The organism is Cohnella baijiui (assembly GCF_020731285.1).
Lineage (GTDB): Bacteria > Bacillota > Bacilli > Paenibacillales > Paenibacillaceae > Cohnella.
The window spans coordinates 51,442-70,963 of sequence record NZ_JAJFOW010000038.1 but is presented as its reverse complement, the minus strand read 5'-3'; the positions used below and the strand labels follow the sequence as shown (position 1 = coordinate 70,963).

Annotated in this window: 12 protein-coding genes; 3 read left to right on the top strand and 9 right to left on the bottom strand. The window is 60.1% G+C overall.

What is annotated here, in order from left to right:
• Positions 1 to 341: 341 nt before the first annotated feature.
• The 6 genes from ald to LKX83_RS25555 all read right to left on the bottom strand — a co-directional run bounded on the left by ald (position 342) and on the right by LKX83_RS25555 (position 9,518).
• Positions 342 to 1,478, bottom strand: a complete 1,137-nt coding sequence (gene ald / locus LKX83_RS25580; protein WP_227885677.1) for an alanine dehydrogenase — start codon at positions 1,476 to 1,478, stop codon at positions 342 to 344.
• A gap of 118 nt (positions 1,479 to 1,596) precedes the next feature.
• Positions 1,597 to 2,841 (bottom strand): PucR family transcriptional regulator, encoded by a 1,245-nt coding sequence (locus LKX83_RS25575; RefSeq protein WP_227885676.1) that lies wholly within the window; start codon positions 2,839 to 2,841, stop codon positions 1,597 to 1,599.
• Between the two features lie 1,532 nt (positions 2,842 to 4,373).
• Positions 4,374 to 5,966 carry an alpha-amylase family glycosyl hydrolase gene (locus LKX83_RS25570; protein WP_227885675.1) on the bottom strand — a complete coding sequence of 531 codons (1,593 nt, stop codon included), beginning with the start codon at positions 5,964 to 5,966 and terminating at the stop codon, positions 4,374 to 4,376.
• Positions 5,963 to 6,802 carry a sugar ABC transporter permease gene (locus LKX83_RS25565; RefSeq protein WP_227885674.1) on the bottom strand — a complete coding sequence of 280 codons (840 nt, stop codon included), beginning with the start codon at positions 6,800 to 6,802 and terminating at the stop codon, positions 5,963 to 5,965. Before LKX83_RS25565 ends, LKX83_RS25570 begins: the two co-directional genes overlap by 4 nt.
• Positions 6,799 to 8,112 carry a carbohydrate ABC transporter permease gene (locus tag LKX83_RS25560; RefSeq protein WP_227885673.1) on the bottom strand — a complete coding sequence of 438 codons (1,314 nt, stop codon included), beginning with the start codon at positions 8,110 to 8,112 and terminating at the stop codon, positions 6,799 to 6,801. Before LKX83_RS25560 ends, LKX83_RS25565 begins: the two co-directional genes overlap by 4 nt.
• A gap of 86 nt (positions 8,113 to 8,198) precedes the next feature.
• Positions 8,199 to 9,518, bottom strand: a complete 1,320-nt coding sequence (locus tag LKX83_RS25555) for a sugar ABC transporter substrate-binding protein (RefSeq protein ID WP_227885672.1) — start codon at positions 9,516 to 9,518, stop codon at positions 8,199 to 8,201.
• A gap of 450 nt (positions 9,519 to 9,968) precedes the next feature.
• On the opposite strand from LKX83_RS25555, the gene LKX83_RS25550 reads away from it, so the two are divergent.
• Together LKX83_RS25550 and LKX83_RS34505 are read left to right on the top strand one after the other, a co-directional pair.
• Entirely contained in the window at positions 9,969 to 11,000 is a 1,032-nt protein-coding gene (locus tag LKX83_RS25550) for a LacI family DNA-binding transcriptional regulator (RefSeq protein ID WP_227885671.1), read from the top strand.
• Between the two features lie 6 nt (positions 11,001 to 11,006).
• Positions 11,007 to 13,007 carry a glycoside hydrolase family 15 protein gene (locus LKX83_RS34505; protein ID WP_227885670.1) on the top strand — a complete coding sequence of 667 codons (2,001 nt, stop codon included), beginning with the start codon at positions 11,007 to 11,009 and terminating at the stop codon, positions 13,005 to 13,007.
• 222 nt (positions 13,008 to 13,229) lie between these two features.
• Here LKX83_RS34505 and LKX83_RS25540 read toward each other — a convergent pair whose 3' ends face one another.
• The gene (locus LKX83_RS25540; RefSeq protein WP_227885669.1) at positions 13,230 to 14,051 is read right to left on the bottom strand and encodes an alpha/beta hydrolase family protein; all 822 of its coding nucleotides are present in this window, start codon (positions 14,049 to 14,051) and stop codon (positions 13,230 to 13,232) included.
• A gap of 852 nt (positions 14,052 to 14,903) precedes the next feature.
• Here LKX83_RS25540 and LKX83_RS25535 point away from each other — a divergent pair.
• Positions 14,904 to 16,115 carry a bis-aminopropyl spermidine synthase family protein gene (locus LKX83_RS25535; protein ID WP_227885668.1) on the top strand — a complete coding sequence of 404 codons (1,212 nt, stop codon included), beginning with the start codon at positions 14,904 to 14,906 and terminating at the stop codon, positions 16,113 to 16,115.
• Positions 16,116 to 16,465: 350 nt separating this feature from the next.
• Here the strand turns inward: LKX83_RS25535 and purD are convergent, their stop codons facing one another.
• Both purD and purH read right to left on the bottom strand, forming a co-directional pair.
• On the bottom strand, positions 16,466 to 17,725 hold the full coding sequence (purD, locus tag LKX83_RS25530; protein WP_227885667.1) for a phosphoribosylamine--glycine ligase: 1,260 nt from the start codon (positions 17,723 to 17,725) through the stop codon (positions 16,466 to 16,468).
• 217 nt (positions 17,726 to 17,942) lie between these two features.
• Entirely contained in the window at positions 17,943 to 19,490 is a 1,548-nt protein-coding gene (gene purH / locus LKX83_RS25525) for a bifunctional phosphoribosylaminoimidazolecarboxamide formyltransferase/IMP cyclohydrolase (protein WP_227885666.1), read from the bottom strand.
• Positions 19,491 to 19,522 lie beyond the last annotated feature (32 nt).

Below are 19,522 nucleotides of genomic sequence, written 5' to 3'. Positions count from 1 at the left end.
CAGGCAAGTTGGAAGGCAGGCAAGTTGGAAGGCAGGCAAGTTGGAAGGCAGGCAAGTTGGAAGGCAGGCAAAAAAGGAGACCCGCCCGGGCCCGGGCGAGTCTCCTTTTTTGGTGGCTATTCTAACTGCCGGCGCCGCGCGATGCCTCGCCTCGGTCTCGTCGGGAGAGAAGGAAGGGCAGCTGCATAATCCAAACTTTTCGGGTTGCGCGACGCTTCCGGTTCGCTGAGCGAGCTGTTACCCGAACTTTTCGGGTTGCCGCGGCGCTACCGGCCCATTCGGCGCACTCGCTTGCGGCTCGCTGGCCAAGCTCATCCCCAGGCTCCGCCCCCGCAGCCTGCTCAGCTCGCAGAACCGAGGCGTTGGCCGAGCGCTTTCTCGGCGGGCACGTACGCGAGGCCAAGGTCGCGCGCGACCGCCTCGTATGTGATGGCGCCGCCGGCGACGTTGAGACCGAGCTGCAGCGCGCGGTTGTCGGCCAACGCCTGGGCCGCGCCTTTGCCCGCGATCTGCAGCGCGTACGGCACGGTCACGTTCGTCAGCGCGAGCGTGGACGTGCGCGGCACCGCGCCCGGCATGTTGGCGACCGCGTAGTGCACGACGCCGTGCTTCACATAGGTCGGCTCGGCATGGGTCGTGACGCGGTCGACCGTTTCGAAAATGCCGCCCTGGTCGACCGCCACGTCGATGACGACGGAGCCGGGACGCATCGAACGCACCATGTCTTCCGTGACGAGCTTCGGCGCTTTGGCGCCGGGGATGAGCACCGCGCCGATGACGAGATCCGAATCCGCCACCGCTTCCGCGATGTTATACGGATTCGAGATGAGCGTCTGCAAGTCCGAACGGAAGATGTCGTCCAGTTGGCGAAGCCGCTCCGGACTCAGATCCATCACCGTGACGTCCGCACCGAGTCCCACCGCGATTTTGGCCGCGTTCGTCCCAACGACTCCGCCGCCGATGATCGTCACCTTGCCCCGCTTGACGCCGGGCACGCCGCCGAGCAGAATGCCCGCGCCGCCGTACGGCTTCTCGAGGAATTGCGCGCCGATCTGCGCGGCCATGCGGCCGGCGACCTCGCTCATCGGCGTGAGAAGCGGCAGGGTACGGTTCGTCTCGACCGTCTCGTAAGCGATCGCGATGACGCCCTTATCGACCAAAGCCCGCGCCAACGCCGGTTCCGCAGCCAGATGCAGATAGGTGAACAGGATGAGGCCTTCCCGGAAAAACGCGTATTCCGACGGGAGCGGCTCCTTGACCTTCATGATCATATCCGAGGAAGCCCACACTTCGGCCGCCTCGCCCAGCAGCGTTGCGCCCGCCGCCGCATACTCGGTATCGGGGAAGCCGCTGCCGACGCCCGCTTCTTTTTCCACGTAAACCGTATGTCCGGCCCGCGTCAGCGCCGTCACGCCCGCCGGGGTGATCGCCACCCGGTTTTCGTTGTTTTTGATCTCCTTCGGGATGCCTACCTTCATGTCGCCCAGCTCCTCGCCAAATATCGACTCTATACCCCTCAGTATAGAAGAACGAGCCGCCGCCATCTTCGTCCCAAAACGATAAAAAAGAAAGGGTGCTTTGTGAAATTGCACAAAGTCACCCTCCGGTCCATCGTTCCGCCTTCAAAACGAGGTATAACGACACCTTTTGGTCCATATCGGCCAGGTCGATTCCGCCGATCTCCGCGATGCGCTTCAGCCGGTAGCTGAGCGTGTTGGCGTGCACATGCAGCGCTTCGGCCGCCGTCTTGGCGTTGCTGTCGGACGCCAGAAATGTCTCGAGTGTGCTGAGCAGATTCGCGTCGTGCTCCCGATCGTAAGCCCGGAGTCGAGCGAGCGCTTCGTCGGGGAAACGTTCGCCGCCGATCTGCGCCGCGATGGCCGGCAAGAAGCGGTAGTATCCCAGGTCCGAATAGTGGAACACGGTCTCCGTTTCGCGAGGATATGTACGCTTCATTCGCAGCACGGTCAGCGCCTCCCTATGGCGTGACGCTGTCTCGGCGTACTGCTGCCCGAAGGCGCTGCCGCCTACCGTCGCACGAAAGCCGTCTTCCTCCCCGCGGCAGAGGCGCCGGAAAAAAGCCGCCGCCTCCCGGGCATAAATGCGCCTATCCGTTTCCGCCAGCAGCGGGGCGCAGAGCAGGATCGCCTGCGCGCGGTCGACCGCGTGTAGCACCGTCCGGACCGAGCGGCTCGCCGCGACGCGATCCAGCAGCCGCTGCTCCTCCCGCTCGTCGATCGCGCCCGCCGCTTGCACGACGACCACGTGCCATTCGGCCGGCAGGGCGAGGCCGATCTGCTCCGCTTTATCCCGGATCGCGGCCTCGGAGCCGAACTGCCCGTGCAGCAGCATCCACATGAAGTCGCGGAGGCCTTCCCTGATCTTTCGAGGCGCGCTCTGCAAGCGCACCATCTTGTCCGCCGCCGCCCGCGCCGCCTGTTTGAACAGCTCGAGCTCCCGGCCTCCAAGCGTCTTGCCCGACTCGAGCAACCACAGGTAGCCGAGCACGGCATCCTTGTGCCGAATGGCGATCGCGAGCCGGCCGCTGAACCCGACCTCGTCGATGGGCGGCACCCGGATCGGCTCCAGGCTGTCCGCGAGCCGTTGAATGACGCCGTCCCGCCGCAGGCTGGCGATCACGTTCTCGGGCACGCGCCGGCCGACGATCGTGGCCAGCCGCGCCGAGTCCGTCTGAGGATCGTGCGCGCTATAGGCCAGCAGCCGATGACCCGCGTCTTCGATCGTCACCGGGCAGCCGAGCACTTCGTTGATCGTCTCCGCCAGCGTCTCCAAACTGTCGAACGACTGCGCGAATGGCTTGCTCTCCGTGGGCTCCGTCAAATGCTCTCTCTCCCGTTCGTGTTCCGTATCGCCCTTTATTTTACCGCAATCGCCAGCCCCTGTCTCATCCAAAAAAGTCCCGCCGCCGCGGCGAAGCGCCGAAGATGCGCCATTTCCTTTCCGCTTCTCCCCGCTTCCCTCGCTCCTCCAAGCCTCCTTCTTCTCCCCGTTCCTTCACGCCATCTACTTCTCCTTTCACGCTCCTTCCGCTCCCTACCCTCCGCGCCATCATCTTCCCCTTGCCAACTCCTTCCGCTCTCTGCCCTCCGCGCCATCTTCTTCCCCTTGCAAACTCCTTCCGCTATCTGCCTCCGCGCCGTCTCCTTGCACGCTCCTTCCGCTCCCTACCCTCCGCGCTGTCTCTTTGCATGCTTCTTCTTCCGCTCCCTGCCCCCTGCGCCATCTTCTTCCCCTTGCAAACTCCTTCCGCTATCTGCCTCCGCGCCGTCTCCTTGCACGCTCCTTCCGCTCCCAACCCTCCGCGCTGTCTCTTTGCACGCTTCTTCTTCCGCTCTCTGCCCTCCGCGCCGATGACCTCTCTCTAATCTCTGCCATGAGCGGGGGCGTGCCATACCTGGAGCAACTCCAATCTGCGAAGAGCGGGGACGCACCATACCTGGAGCAACTCCAATCTGCCAAAAGCGGGGGTGCACCATACCTGGAGTAACTCCAATCTGCGGAGAGCGGCGGTGCACCATACCTGGAGTAACTAGTTGCAAAAGTACCACTAATTTTGCTCCAATCGGCTTCAAAACGTGATTTAGTTGCAAATCTACATCTAAATCTTTGCCGAAACGCGGATATCCGATGATCAAACGTAATTAGATGTACAATTGCAACTAATTGCCTCAAATCCCCCAAAATCGCCGAATTTAGGTGTACTTTTGCAACTAATCGCAGGCGAGCGCGAGTGTGTAAGTTTACAGGATCAGCTTGGTAAATTTCCAGTTTCCCGCCTCCATCCGCAGGTACAGCAGCTTTTACCACTCTTCGCCCTCTCAGCGCCACCGCAGCCGAGTGTACGGTACCTCTTACCACTCATCGCCCTCCCTGCGTCACCGCAGCCGAATGTACGGTACCTCTTACCGCTCATCGCCCTCCCAGCGCTACCGTAGCCGAATGTACGGAATCATTTACCGCACACTCCTCTCTCTACGCCTTCGAACACATTATGTACTGTACTTCTTTCCACTTATCCGCCTCCGAACGCCAATTTAGCGCAATGTACGGAACCTCTTCTCCTCACCGCCCCCACTCCCCTATCCTCGTACCAACCCCGCTACCTCCACAACAAAACCGCCGGCCCAAGGGCCGGCGGTTTCGCCATGCAGTTGCATAATCCTCTACAGCTTCAGCACGACCGTCATCCATTACGACTTCGGCACTTCCGTCATCCTTTACGACTTCAGCACGACCGTCATCCATTACGGCTTCGGCACTTCCGTCATCCTCTACAGCTTCAGCACGACCGTCATCCTTTGCGACTTCAGCACGACCGTCATCCTCTACGGCTTCAGCACGACCGTCATCCTCTACGGCTTCAGCACGACCGTCGCGTAAGGCGGAAGCGTCAGCTTGCCTTTGCTCAGCGAAGCGGCGTCGTCCGTCGTTCGCGCGAGCTTGGCGTACTTGTCGTCCGTCCCCTTGGGCGGGGCGATCGTCACTTCCTGCTCCTTGCCCGAGAGGTTGTGCAGCACGAGGCGCTTCTCCTCGCCGGCGGCGCGCGCGTACGCCATGACGGCGTCGTTGCCGCTCTCGTAGGAGCCGACCGTCCCTTTCCGGAGCGCCGCATCCTGCTTGCGCCAGGAGATAAGCGTCCGATAGCGGCTCAGCAGCGAGTCCTTGTCGCTCTCCTCTTGCTCGACCGAGACGCTGCCGTCCCCGCGGTTATGCGACGCCTCCCAAGTCGTTTCGCCGGCTTGACCCGGGGCGCGATTCCAGGGGAACGGCTCGCGGATGCGCTCGTCCGGCTTCAACCCGCTCATGCCCAGCTCTTCGCCGTAATAGACGAAGGCGTTGCCGGGTAGCGTGAGCAGCATCGCCGCCGCCGTCTTGGCGTGGTCGACGTTGCCGCCGACGGCGGACATGACGCGGTTCTGGTCGTGGTTGGACAGGAATAGCGCGTCGACGAACTTGCCGTCCGACGACTTCGCATAAAAGTCGTACACCCGCGAAAGGGTAAAGCCGACGTCGGTCGCCCGCTCGCTGTCGGCCGCGCCGAGCAGCTTGGCGGCCAAGTCGAAGTTAAACGCCGAGTCGAACGCGTCCTTCAAATAGGGCCCGATAACGGCCGTCCCGTCCCACACTTCGCCGACGAGATACGCCTTCGGATTGACTTCGTTCAGGCCGCGGCGGAATTCCTGCCACCAAGCCCGGTTTTTCTCCTTCACGGCCGGCGTGTTGACGGTCGAGTTGAAGTCCCCGTAGATGTGCTTGGCCGCGTCCAGCCGGAAGCCGTCGAAGCCCATCTTCAGCCAGTACTGGCCAACCTTCGTTATCTCCTGCCGGACGGCCGGATTGTCGAAGTTCAGATCCGGCATCCCTTCCCAGAAAATGCCGAGGTAGTTGTCCCCGCCGCTCGCATGCCAGGGCGGCTGGCCGGCCGCGCCGTCGCCGGGGGTGTCTCCACCCCGCGAGCTGGACCAGATATACCAATCGCGGTGCGCGCTGTCCGGGCTGCTGGCCGCGTCGACGAACCACGGGTGCTCGCTGCTCGAATGATTGACGACCAGGTCCATGATGACCTTGATGCCTCGTTTGTGCGCCTCCGCGAGCAGCCGCTTCAGATCGTCTTCCGTGCCGTATTCCTTGTTGATGCCATAGTAGTCGGTCACGTCGTAGCCGTGATAGCTCGGAGACGGTTGGATCGGCATCAGCCAGATGCCGTCCGCGCCCAGCGACTTGACGTAGTCCAGCTTTTCCGTGACGCCGTTCAGATCGCCGATGCCGTCGCCGTTCGAATCCGCGAACGAGCGGACGAAAATCTCGTAGTATACGCCGGACGGGCCGGACGCGCCCTTCTCCTCCTTGGCGCCGCCGGCCGTGCAGCCGGACAGCAGCGCCGCGAATGCGGCGAGCGCGGCCAGTCCCGCGAACGCCCGCCTGCCGAGAGACGGCTTCCTCATCCTTTGCTGGCCCCCGAAGTGAGCCCTTCGACGATGAACCGCTGCAGCAGCAAGTAGACGACGGTGATCGGCAGCGCGACGAGCACGCATCCGGCCGCGAACATCGTGAAGTTCGCCGTCCGGAAGTTCGTCGCGAGGTCCCACAAGCCGACGGCGACCGTCCACTGCTCACGCGAGCGAAGGACGAGACGCGCCAGGATAAAGTCGACCCACGGGCCGACGAACGTCGTGACCGCCATGTAGGTGAGGATCGGCTTGGCCAGCGGCAGCATGATCTTCGAGAACACCGTCAGGTGGCTCGCGCCGTCGATCCGGGCCGACTCCTCGAGGCTGCGCGGGATCGTGTCGAAATAGCCTTTGACGATAAAGGTGGACAGAACCGGCGAGCCGCACGAATAAACGATGATGAGCGCCAGATGCGTATTGAGCAGGTCGAACTGGTACAGCAGCAGAAAGATCGAGATGAGCGCCATGAAGTTCGGGAACATCCCGAGGATCAGCAGCGTGGACAGCGCGACCTTGCGCCCTTTGAACCGGAACCGCGAAAGAACGTAGGCGACCATCGTCGTGGACATCGTGCCGAAGAGCATCGTGAAGATACTGATCTTCAGCGTGTTCCAGTACCAGCGGCCGAACACGAAGCTCTTGTCCGTAAAGAGCGAGGAGTAGTGTTCGCTCGTCCAGCGCGACGGGAAAAACGTCGGGCTGTAAATCGCGCCGCCCGGCCGGAACGAGGAGACCAGAATCCAGATGGTCGGATAAAGGACGGATATGGCCAAAATGACGAGCACTACATAGCTGAAAAAGAGGCGAATGCCCGTACCCGTTTTACTCATTGCACCATGTCCTCCTCTTTGAACGACTTCGTCCGCAAGTAGCTGGCGATCGAGATGGAGGCGATGATCAGGAATACGATAATGCCGATCGCGGATGCAAAGTTGTACTTGTTGTTGTCGAGCGTCAGCTTATACAGCCAGGTGACGAGCAAGTCCGTCTGGCCGGCGAACTGGTAGTCCCCCGTCTTCGGGTCGCCGCCCGTCAGCAGGTAGATGGCGTTGAAGTTGTTGATGTTGCCGGCGAACTGGGTGATCAGCACCGGCGCCGTCACGAACAGCACGCGGGGCAGCGTGATGTTGCGGAACTTTTGGAAGGCGGTTGCGCCGTCGACTTCCGCGGCTTCGTACAAATCTCGCGGAATCGTCGTCAGGACGCCGAACATGAGCATCATCGTCACCGGAATGCCGAACCAGGCGTTGACGAGGACGACGGTGAACTTCGCCCATTGCGGATCCGTCAGCCAGCCGATCTTCTCGATGCCGAGCATGCCGAGATACTGGTTGATCGGGCCGAACTCGCCGTTGAACAGATTGTTCATGATCAAGGCGGAGCACAGCTGCGGAATGGCAAACGGCACGATGAAGAGCGTGCGCCAGAACTTCTTGAACTTGATGCCCGGCTGCTGCACCAGCATCGCGACCAGCATGCCGCCCAGATAGGTCGTCACGGTCGCCAGCAGCGCCCACTCCACCGTCCACAGCAGGACGTGCCAGAACGTGTAGCTCCACGTCTTCAGCGTCAGCAGGTCGAGGAACGTGCGGAAGCCGACCCAGTCGACCAGCGCGTTCGGCGGCACGAAGTTCGGGCCCGAGAAGTTGGTGAACGCGATCATAATGCCGAAGATGATCGGCATAACCGTCAGGAACAGGATGCCGACGACCGGCACCGACAGCATCGTGAACGGGAAGGAACGGTCGAACAGCGCGCCCGCCGAACGATAGAAGTTCGCGGTCCGCCCGCCCTGTTCTCTCACGAGGCCGTTGCGGCGAGCATCGAGCACGGCTTGCACGTAGAACCAGACGAAGATCATGAAGATGATGAGAATGATAAGGCCCTGCACCAGCAAGTGAATCGAGTTGTCGCCGGGCACCAGCTTCGTGATCTTGCCCACTTTCTCCATGTGTTGCTTTTGCGTGCCGAGCGTGACGATGCCCCAGATCGCGCGGGGCAAATGATTGATGAAGTACCACAGTCCGAGCGCGTCGATCGCCAGGAAAAGGATGCCCTTGATGTATTGACGATTGAATAATTGCCCCAGTCCGGGAGCGATGAGCGACAGAATCGTAGCCGTCAGACTCATGCGGCGCATCCCGCCTCCCCCTTTCGCGGTCCTTGCAAAGCATCATCCGCCGTCGAAACGGCGGATGACGGTTTATGAGAACCCTTTTTCAAATCTTACTTCACCGCTTTGTTCGCGTCTTGGATCTGCTTGACGGCATTGTCGAGCGCCGCTTTCGGGTCTGTGCCCTTATCCCAGATGTCCGCCATGGCCGCTTGCCCCGGGCCCCATACGTTGCCCATTTCCGGAATAGCCGGCATCGGGTAGGAGTTTTTGAACTGCTCCAGGATGCCTACGATGAGCGGATCGGACGTGACGGCCTGATCGGCGGCCGCTTCGTTGTTGGACGGGAGGAAGCCCAACTCCTTGAAGTCCGCCAACTGATTATCCTTGGACGAAGCGAAGTGCGAGAACAGGCGGCTGGCGTTCGGGTATTTCGAGAACGCGTTGACCGCGTAGCCTTTGACGCCGGAGAACGAGACGTTCGGCTTGCCGTCGATCGTCGGCAGCGGCGCGATGCCGAAGTTGACGCCGGCTTTCTTCAGATCTGCGATCGCCCACGGGCCGTTGATGTCGAGCGCCAGCTTGTTGCTGGTGAACAAGCCTTTCTTGACGTCGAACGTCGCGTCGCCGGACTTCATCGGCAAGATCGACTTGAGCTGCTGGTAAAGCGTGGCACCCTTGACGGCGCCTTCGTTGTTCAGGCCGATGTCGGACGGGTCGGAGCCGTTTTGGCCGTATGCGTAACCGCCTGGAGTTGCCAGGAAGGAGTAGGCGTAGTAGAAGTTGCTGATTTCCCACATGAGCGCGTATTTCTGATTTTTCGTGTCGTTGAACGTCTTCGCGAACTCGATGACTTCCTCGTACGATTTAGGAGGATTCGGAATCAGGTCCTTATTGTAGAACAGAGCGTACGTTTCGACGGAACGAGGATAGCCGTAGAGCTCATCCTTGAACGTGAATGCCTTGACGGAAGCGTCGGAGTTGTCGGCTTTCGTTTCGTCGGCGAAGTAGTCGTTCGGCAACAGCAGGCCTGCCGCGACCGCTTTGCCCAAGTTGTCGTGCGGGAAGATGACGACGTCCGCGCCGACGCCGGCAGGACCGTCGTTCATAAGCTTGTTGATTTGGTCCGGCTCGTTGACTTCCTCGACCTTGACCGGAATGCCGTATTGATCGGTAAACGCTTTGGCGATCGCTTCCATACGAGGGCGGAATTCCTTGGATTCCCAAACGATGAGGGATGCGCCGTCTTCCGGCTTCAGCTCGTCTTCGGCCGTGCCGGAGTCGGATGCCGAAGCGGACGCCGAGGCGGAAGGGCTGGCTTCGCTTGCGGATGGGGAAGCGGTGTTGCCGCTATTATTGCCGCCGCATGCGGACAGCGCTACGGCCATCAGCGCCATCGCGCTGATCATGGACAAGGTTTTCTTCGAATTCAATTTCATGTCCCCTCTCTAATCGTGTACCTGCGTAAAAGGATCGCGTACAAGCTGGAGCATTCGTCCGACGATCTGCGCAAACGTTTGAACTGCAACAAGCTTCCAGGGCGAGTTTGGACGTTCAAACGTGGAATTCAGAAATGGAAGCGCTTCACGTCTCGCTCCTATACTATACACCATTTATTTCGTTTGTTAAAACGTTTGCACAATCGGAATCCACGGTTGACAACCTATCTATCTTTCGATTTCTCGTTATTTCGTTCATTTACTCATGAATTCGTTCCTTATCCCTTTTTTATTCTTCTATTGGAATAGCGCGTTCTCCCGTGCAAAATGTCGGTTGTTGCGTGCAACACATGCACAAAGCGCGGTTTACAATCCTTATTCGTTCATGTAACATGAAGGCATACCAGGGCAGTTCAAACGGTTGCACAAGCTGTGGAGGTCTTTATGGCAGTCACAATCAAAGACGTCGCCAAACGCGCGGGCGTCTCTCCTTCTACCGTATCTCGCGTCCTGTCGAACCATCCCCGGATCAGCCGGGAGACGACGCGCAAAGTCAAAGCGATCATGGAAGAGATGGGCTATCATTCGAATATGATGGCCCGCAGTCTCGTCTCCAATAAAACGTATACGCTTGGTATGATTCTGCCCCGACCGGCTGAAGAATTATTCCAAAACCACTTTTTCGCGGAAAACATTCGGGGCATTACGACCCAAGCTTCGCGCAACGGATACGACATCCTGATGACGACCGGGCATTCGGAGCAAGAAGAATTGGCAGCGGTTACCCGGCTTGTCAAGGGCAAGCGGGTCGACGGCATCATCCTGCTCCAATCCCGGCGCAACGACCCGATCATCGCTTTTCTGAAGCACGAGGAATTTCCGTTTATCCTGATCGGCCATTACGCTCAGGACGAAGAGATTCTGTGCGTCGACAACGACAACGTCCAGGCCGCTTACGATGCGACGCAGCATCTGATCGCCCAAGGGCACGAGCGGATCGGCTTCGTCAGCGGCCCGCCGAATCTGACGGTGTCCGTCGACCGCCTGGACGGCTATCTTCGCGCGATGCACGACCACGGCCTGCCGATGCAGCCGGAGTGGATCGTCGAAGGCGAGTTCCTCCAGGAGAGCGGCTACCGGGCGATGTCCTTCTTCATGAACCTGCCCGAGCGGCCTACGGCGCTCGTCGTCATCGACGATCTCGTCACCTTCGGCGTTCTGCGGGGGCTGACGGAGCTCGGATTCCGCGTCCCTGACGACCTTAGTCTCGTCAGCTTCAACAACATCTCGCTCACCGAGCTGTCGACGCCGCCGTTGAGCAGCGTCGACATCGGCATTTATCAGTTGGGCTATATGGCTTCGCAGCTGCTCATCCGGCAAATTCAGGGCGACAAGCCTCAGCAGAACCGCACCATCGTCCCGCACCGCCTGATCGTGCGGGAGTCGTCCCTGAACCTTTCATCGAAACGGAGCTGAACGCAAGTGACTTCCTATCTCGACAACAAGCCCTATCTCGTCGATGCGGTCATCGGCAACTCCCGCTTCCTCGCCTCCGTGCTGGAAACGGGACGGGTCGTCCGCGTCTGGTGGCCCCACGTCGACTTTCCGCAGCACGCGGACGCGCTGCGCGCCGGCGTGCGCCTCGCGGGCGAAGGACGCCGCACCTCCTGGTTCGACGCCAAGGAGGACGGATGGCGGCACCGCTCGAGTTACCGCCCGCGGTCGAACGTCTTCGCCGTCGAGGCGGAGAACGACGCGCTGCCCTTGCGGATCTCCTCGTCCTATTACGCCGTTCCTGGCGAAGATCTGCTCGTGTTCGACCATGCGATTACGAATGCAGGAGACGCTCCCGTCTCCTTCTCTTTCGTTTTTTTCTCCGCTATGCAAACGGCCGAAAACCCGTTTTACCATACGACGATGTTCCGCGAAGAAGCGGACGCGATCGTCCACTTCCGCCACCGCTATTATTTTTCGGCCGGAAGCGCAAACGTGTGCACAAAATTTCAATCGGGTTATGCCTGGGATAACGCCCAAACGGGCGGGCTGAACGGCAGCGAGATTCAGATGGCGACCGACGGCGCAATGGAGTGGTCGTTCGCGGACGTCGCGCCGGGCGAAAGCGTCCGCGTCCCCGTCTATCTGACGGCGGGCAGCACGCTGAAGGCGGCGCTCGGCGCGCTGGATCGCGCCAAAGCTTCGAGCCCCGACGACTGGCTGGCGCTGACCGACCGCTACTGGGCGGACCACGTCGCCGCCGCGAACGCCTGCCCGATCGATCGGCCGGACCTGCGGGAGCTCTACGAACGTTCGGTGCTCGTGATGAAGCTGATGTCCGACGAGGAGACCGGCAGCATCATCGCCGCGCCCGAATTCGACGAGCGCTTCTCCCGCTGCGGCGGCTATGCGTACTGCTGGGGCCGGGACGCGGCGTTCATCACGACCGCGCTCGACAAGGCGGGGCTCACGGACATGTCCACCCGTTTCTACGAGTGGACGCTGACCGCGCAGGACGCGGACGGCTCCTGGCAGCAGCGCCACTACCACGACGGTTCGCTCGCCCCTTCCTGGGGGCTGCAGATCGACGAAGGCGCCTCGATTCTGTGGGGGATGCATCAGCACTACCTGGCATTGGCAGACGAAGCCAAAGCCCCCTTCCTCGGCTCCGTCTGGGAAGCCGTCCGCAAGGGCACCGACTATTTGCTCGGCTTCCTCGATCCGGAGAACGGTTTGCCGCGCGCCAGCCGCGATCTATGGGAGGAGCGCGAGGGGCAGCACACGTATTCGTCCGCAGCCGCCTACGCGGGGCTGAACGCGGCCGCCAGCCTGGCGGAGCTTGTGGGAGATCCGACGCTGGCCGGGCGTGCGCGCGAGGCCGCGGAGCGGATCGCCGAGTCGATCCGGACGCTCTGCTGGAACGAAGAAGGCGGCGTCTTTTACCGCGGCGTGAACTTGACGGTGACGCCGGAGGGGTACGCCCGCGCCGAAGCGGAAGGCTTGGTCGTATCGCGCCTCTTTGGCAACAAAGGCTACGTCCGCCACCGCCTCGCCCGCGATCCGATCGTCGACGTCAGCCTGCTCGGCTGCGCCGTACCGTTCGGCGTCGTGCCGCCGGACCATGATCAGGCCGTCCGCACAGCAGAAGCTGTCGAACGCACGCTGACCGTCCCCGGCGTCGGCGGGATCAAACGCTACGAGAACGACGCCTACATCGGCGGCAATCCGTGGATTTTGACGACGCTGTGGCTCGCCCAATACCGCGCCGCCAACCGCCAGCAGGAAGAGGCGCGCCGCCTGCTCGACTGGGCGGTCGCCCACCGCGCGCCGTCCGGCCTCCTGCCGGAGCAGGTGGACCGCGAAACCGGCGCCCCGGCCTGGGTCGTGCCGCTCACCTGGTCGCACGCCATGTTTATTTTGACCGTGCACATGATCGCGGAGCTCGAAGCTTCGGAAGGTGCGTCTGCGGAGGCTTCCGCGACGCGCTAAGCTGCGGCGGCGGAGGGTCGCCGGTCGGACGGCAGTCCCGACACGAATGGAGCCTTGCGGGGCGCATGTGCGTATTCCGCTTGCATGATGCCTATAGCCTCCTTGCCGTGTCAAAACCATAAAAACGTGTCGCCGTCTCCTTTTGAAGACGGCGACACGTTTTTTTCGGACATCTGAGGGAAATCGCTTCAATGGCGCGCATGTTTCATGCGCTGAATCGCTTCAAATGCTCCAGTGCTGCCAATCCCGCTGCCGCTGCTCGAAGCCGCCCAGCCAATCCGCCGTCGCCTTGAACAGCTCTTTTTTGTGCGCGCCTTGGGAGTAGGTGTGATCCGCCTGGAAGAGGATCGTCTTCTCGCAGCGCCCTTCTCCCCGGAGCCAAAACGTCTTCTCCAGCAGGAACGTGTAGTCCACCGGGATCGTCTCGTCGCCGGTGCCGTGCACGAGGAGGACGTCGCCCGGAAACTTCTGCGTCTCCTGGAACGGCTGATGCTTCATGAGCGCGTCGAAAAAAGCCGGCGTGATCGCATAGCCGAGATAGTCGGATTCGCCTTTGGTGACGGCCTCGTCGTACGTTTTCCGCCCCACGATGCGCAGGATGTCGTTGAACGGATACCCGACCGGCGACCAAAGGGCGAGCGACTTCACGCGGCGATCCCGCACGCCCGTCAGGAGGGCGACCGACCCGCCCAGACTGTGGCCGAGCAGCGTCACGCGCAGCGGATCGACGATGTCCAGTCCGAGGGCATAATCCAGAACGGCGCGCGTCTGCTCGATCATCGAATCCAGCCCATGCTCGCCATACACGCCCTCGCTCTCTCCGCAGCCCGCGAAGTCGAAGCGAATGACCAGGTTTCCCTGACTCGCGAACGACCGCGCGGCCAGCACGAACAAGCGATCGACCCCGATCCGGTTGCCGACAAAGCCGTGATTGATGATGACGAGCGGCAGCTTGCGGTCGCCGCGGCATTCCTCCTGCGGGGGGTAGTGGATGGTGCCGGCCAGTGTCAGACCTTCATATTTGATCGTCAGCGAACGTTCCATGACGCAGCCTCCTCGCTTATTCCTTTAATTCCGATTAATTTACTATGTTTTAAATCCTATCACCTTCGTCGTGTGCTGTCAAGCCGGGAAAAAAGATGGGATGAAGAGCAACAAGCAGCGTTCTCGGGGCCTTTGCGGAACCGGCAGCGATACTTTTGACGGTGCAGCGTGCTGGAGGCCGCTAGTTTCACATGCTCGAGGAGATTTGCAAATTTATCGATTCTATTATGGATGTTCATCTTCAATCACGATTGGCTTTTGGCCGCTATTGCCGTGTTATACATTAGAACTTCTCCGGTTTGGCCGCTATTCCAAATAGAGATGTTCCGACTCCTTCTTATTAGAATGCATAGTGTAGCATAACAAGAGTGAATTTATTCCTGAGGTACGCTCATGCTTGCTCATTTTGCTCGACTTGACTATAGAAATCGTGTGTTGTAATATGAAATAATTATCACTGAGGAGAGATGATTTATGTCGGCGGTAGTTCTTAACTAATCCAATTCCATACTTGAAGCTTTCAACAGTCCAAAGGACCAAATGCTGAGAAAGCATGGTTTGTTTTTTATGGACATTTTGAAGCTTCGGAATTTAGTTAAGAACAGCGGATAATAGTCTTAGCCTTAGTGCTGCCTATTCTTATGCACCCACAATCCGTGCTGCGTTCAGCTCGGATTTTTTATTTTTTTCGGTGTATATCTAGGTAGTGTCTCAAAAGGGCAGGGATGACGTTTGTTCATCTCTGCCCTTTTTGTTTTTCAAAAACGGGAGTGATGACATGTTGAAGGCGGATGGCACCGTGCAGACAGGACAAATGAATCAAAGTTGGGATGAGTTTATAGGAGGGATAACGTGAAAACGTACATTGAACAAGCAAGTCAACATATCCGGCTGCAAGAAGGGACACAGGTCATAGAGCAAGTGTTCCTCGAATGCTACCTGAAGCCGGGAATTTCAACGAAAGAACTGGCTCGTAAAACGCTTCTTCCGACACCTGTAGCTGCGGCTATCAAACGGGAATTGATAAAAGCAGGGGCGCTCGTACAGGACCGAGGGACCCGCTGCACGGCTGAAGGACTCGCATGGATCGAGCGGGAATGGGGATTCCGCGGTCTCGATCATTCCCTTTTTCACGAGTTGCTTGGTGAACCAAAATGGATTGAGGGTCTGAAGGAAATGCTCGCTACTTTGGAGGAGATTTTTGCGCTGCGGCCGTCCGTAGATGTTCAGATTGATCAATCTAAATGTACGCCGGAAACAAGCCTGCGTAGGGCTATACTTTGTTTGAAGCAGCATGCGTTGATTGGAAAGAGGATTTTATGCGTCGGCGATGATGACCTGGTAAGTGTATCCATCGGTCTTCTGCTGCAGCGGTTGTTTCCGGATCGCGGGCATACAGCAACGCATGTGGATGTTCTGGATATTGACGAACGATTCTTAGGGTATATTGAAACGATTGCAAAGAAGTGGGGGCTGCAGATTCATGGACACCGGTTGGATTTAAGGGAGCCGCTGCCAGAAAGCCTGCAAGGGAAGTTTGATTGTTTTTTCACGGATCCACCCTACACGCTCCAGGGGATGAGTTTATTCGTATCGCGCGGCTTACAGGCGCTGAAGAGGGAGAAGGGGCTACCGATTTTCCTGTCTTTTGCCCATAAACCTCCGGCGATTATGCTTGCCATGCAGCGGGAATTTGTACGCATGGGGCTGACGGTCAGCGCAAATTTCCCGCAATTTAACGCCTATGAAGGCGCGGAAATGATTGCGAATCGAAGCCAGATGTTCATTTTACGGACTACGGATCGTTCAAAACCCGAATATCCGGAGAAATTCACGGACGCCTTGTATACCGGCGAAGTGAAACAAACCCTCCGTACCTATCGTTGCAAGCAATGCTCAAGAGATGTACATGTCGGCATCCATGGAGAGATTGCGACCATCGAGCAGCTTAAGAATGAAGGGTGTGCGGGTTGCGGCCATGATACGTTTGAGATGATTGCCAAAAAGCAGGACATCCAAGTAGGGAACGACAAGGGTGATCCTACGGCAGATCGAAATTGGTGATTTGACTCAAGCCGGAAGGGACGAGATGCACGGAAAGGGAAAGAACTGAAACTTATAAATGCCGAATGACGGACAAACTAGGGACAAACCCATTCCGCGGAAGAAGGTGAACGGAGATGACGACGTTCGTGTCCTGGCTGTCCCACCACGTCCTGACGGCGATTCTGATCGTCGGCACGATCCTCGCGGTCGGCTATGTCGTGAAGAACCGCAAAAGCTTGTTTTACAAGCAATGATGCGCAATTTCCGCGCGCCTATTCAGGCGACACTTGGCATCCGCCAAAAAGAAAAAGCCGCCGAGCGACCCTTTCCGGGCGTTTCGGCGGCTTTGGCCGCGGCTGCCCGGCTTGTTAAACCAGGGCCTTGGCTGCGATATCCGTACGGTTGATCTTGCCTTCAAAGGAGATGCGCTCCGCGGCTTCGTACGCCTTGGCCCGCGCCTCGGCGATTCCCGCGCCCCGTCCGACGACGCCGAGCACGCGACCGCCGGCTGTGGCGATCTCGCCGTCTTTCTCCACCGTACCGGCATGAAACACCAGCGCATCCCCGGCCTGGTCGAGACCGCGGATCGGCAGCCCTTTCGGGTAGTCGCCCGGGTAGCCCCCGGATGCCAATATGACGCAGACTGCCGCCTCGTCGCTCCAGGCAATGTCAATTTCGTTCAGACGGCCGTTCAGCGACGCCAGGAAGATGTCTACGAGATCGGTTTTCAGCCGCGGCAGAACGACTTGGGTCTCCGGATCGCCGAAGCGCGCGTTGAACTCGATCGTCTTCGGGCCGTCGGCCGTGATCATGAGTCCGGCAAACAGCACGCCGCGGAACGGGCGCCCTTCGGCGACCATCGCGCGGGCCGTCGGCTTCACGATGCGCTCGATCGCTTCCTCGATGATCGCGGGGTCGATGTGCGGCAGCGGGGAGTACGTCCCCATCCCGCCCGTATTCGGCCCCTTGTCGCCGTCGAAGACCGGCTTGTGATCCTGGGCGGCCGGCATTGCGCGTACCGTCTCCCCGTCCACAAACGCTAGGATGGACATTTCCTGCCCCGCGAGGAATTCCTCGATGACGACCTTGTCGCCGGCCGCGCCGAACGACTTGTCCACCATCGTCTCGCGCAGCGCCTGTTCCGCTTCTTCGCGCGTGAAGCAGACGGTGACGCCTTTGCCCGCCGCCAGGCCGTCCGCCTTGATGACGATCGGGATCGGCTGCTCGGCCAGGTAATCCCGCGCCGCAGCGTAGTCCGTGAACGTCTCGTACTTGGCGGTCGGGATATCGTATTTTTTCAGCAGATTCTTCATGAAGATCTTGCTGCCCTCGATCTCGGCTGCGTTTTTGCGCGGCCCGTACACCGGCACCTTCGCCGCTTCGAAGGCGTCGACCGCCCCCGCCGCGAGCGGATCGTCCGGACCGACGACGACCAGGTTCACCGCGTTGTCCTGCGCGAACTGAACGAGCTTGTCGAACTCCATCTCCCCGATCGGCACGTTTTCGGCCAACTGCCCGATCCCCGCGTTGCCCGGCGCGCAGAAGATTTGCTCCACCTTCTCGCTCTTCTTCAGCGCCCAAATGATCGCGTGCTCGCGCCCGCCCCGTCCGATAACCAATATCCGCATGTCTTCAGTTCCCCCTCATCGCATGAAATGCCGACTTTATGAATGTGGCCGCGCGACGCCTCGTAATCCGACTATTTCGGGTTACAGTCCGCAATCTCGCGCCTCCGCGCCGTGCCCCCGGCCGCCCAAGCCTAATCCTCGTCCGCGCAGAGAAAATAGCGTTACGCCGTAACGCTATTTCTATCCGCCGGGTTCCCCCGATGCGGACGCGCTATGATCAGTGCTTGAAGTGGCGCACGCCCGTGACGATCATCGCGATGCCGTATTTGTTCGCGACGGCGACCGACTCTTCGTCCTTGATCGAGCCGCCCGGCTGGATGACCGCCGTGATGCCCGCCTGGGCCGCCAGCTCCAGCGTGTCGCCCATCGGGAAAAACGCGTCCGAAGCAAGCACCGCGCCCTTCGCCTTGCCGCCCGCTTGCTCGATGGCGATGCGCGCCGCGCCGACGCGGTTCATCTGGCCGGCCCCGACGCCGACCGTCTGATTGCCCGCGGCGAGCAGGATCGCGTTGGACTTCACATGCTTCACGACCTTCCACGCGAACAGCAGCTGCTTCAGCTCTTCCGGCGTCGGCTGGCGTTCCGTGACGACCTTCAGGTCGGACTCGTCCAACGAATGCACGTCGCTCTGCTGAACGAGCATGCCGCCTTCGACGCTCGTGACGAGCCATTCGGGCTCGCGCTCCGCCGCGCTGGCCGTCTTGCCCGTCGCGAGCAGGCGGATGTTCTTCTTGCGCTGCAAAATCTCGAGCGCTTCGGGCGTGAAGTCCGGCGCCAGTACGATCTCGAGGAAGATTTCGCTCAGCCGCTGCGCGGTTTGCGCCTCGATCGTCCGGTTCGCGGCGACGATGCCGCCGAAAATCGACGTCGGGTCGGACGCGTACGCTTTGACGTAAGCTTCGTCGATGTCTTTGCCGATACCCACACCGCACGGGTTCATATGCTTCACCGCGACGACGGCCGGCTCGTCGAATTCGCCGACGATCGCGAGCGCCGCGTTCGCGTCGTTGATGTTATTGTAGGACAGCTCCTTGCCGTGCAGCTGCTTGGCCGTCGTGATGTTGGCGCCCGAGGCGATCGGTTTGCGGTAGAAGGCGGCCTGCTGATGCGGATTTTCGCCATAGCGGAGCTCCTGCACCTTCTCGTAGGTGACGGTCAAGCTTTCCGGCAGCGGCTCGCCGAGCTGCTTGGCGAAGTATTCGGAAATGAGCGCGTCGTAGGCGGACGTATGGCGGAATACTTTGGCCGCGAGGCGCTTGCGCGTCTCGAGCGTCGTGTCGCCGCCGCCGCGGATCTCCTCGAGCACCTGCGCGTAGTCGCCCGCGTCGACGACGACGGTGACGAAGGCATGGTTTTTGGCCGCGGAGCGCAGCATCGTCGGACCGCCGATATCGATGTTCTCGATGGCGTCCTCGTAGCTGACGTTCGGCTTTGACACCGTCTCTTTGAACGGATACAAGTTCACCACGACGAGGTCGATATAGTCGAGCCCCAGCTTGTCCATCGCTTCGCGGTGCTCCGCGCTGTCGCGGATGGCCAGCAGACCGCTGTGCACAGCTGGATGCAGCGTCTTCACGCGTCCGTCCAAAATTTCCGGGAAACCCGTTACGTCCGAAATGCCGATGACCGGCACGCCTTCCTTTTCCAGCAGCGCGTGCGTCCCGCCCGTCGAAATGATCTGCACGCCTTGCTGTGCCAGCTCGCGGCAGAACTCCGTGATGCCCGTCTTGTCGGATACGCTGACCAGCGCTCTTCTGATCGCCATGATTCCCCAACACTCCTCTTCGCTATCGCTTG

Excerpts from the sequence above, each read along its gene's own strand:
- purD (WP_227885667.1), bottom strand. The coding sequence starts at position 17,725 with ATGCGGATATTGGTTATCGGACGGGGCGGGCGCGAGCACGCGATCATT.
- LKX83_RS25540 (WP_227885669.1), bottom strand. The coding sequence starts at position 14,051 with ATGGAACGTTCGCTGACGATCAAATATGAAGGTCTGACACTGGCCGGC.
- LKX83_RS25565 (WP_227885674.1), bottom strand. The coding sequence starts at position 6,802 with ATGAGTAAAACGGGTACGGGCATTCGCCTCTTTTTCAGCTATGTAGTG.
- LKX83_RS25560 (WP_227885673.1), bottom strand. The coding sequence starts at position 8,112 with ATGCGCCGCATGAGTCTGACGGCTACGATTCTGTCGCTCATCGCTCCC.
- ald (WP_227885677.1), bottom strand. The coding sequence starts at position 1,478 with ATGAAGGTAGGCATCCCGAAGGAGATCAAAAACAACGAAAACCGGGTG.
- LKX83_RS25550 (WP_227885671.1), top strand. The coding sequence starts at position 9,969 with ATGGCAGTCACAATCAAAGACGTCGCCAAACGCGCGGGCGTCTCTCCT.
- purH (WP_227885666.1), bottom strand. The coding sequence starts at position 19,490 with ATGGCGATCAGAAGAGCGCTGGTCAGCGTATCCGACAAGACGGGCATC.
- LKX83_RS25570 (WP_227885675.1), bottom strand. The coding sequence starts at position 5,966 with ATGAGGAAGCCGTCTCTCGGCAGGCGGGCGTTCGCGGGACTGGCCGCG.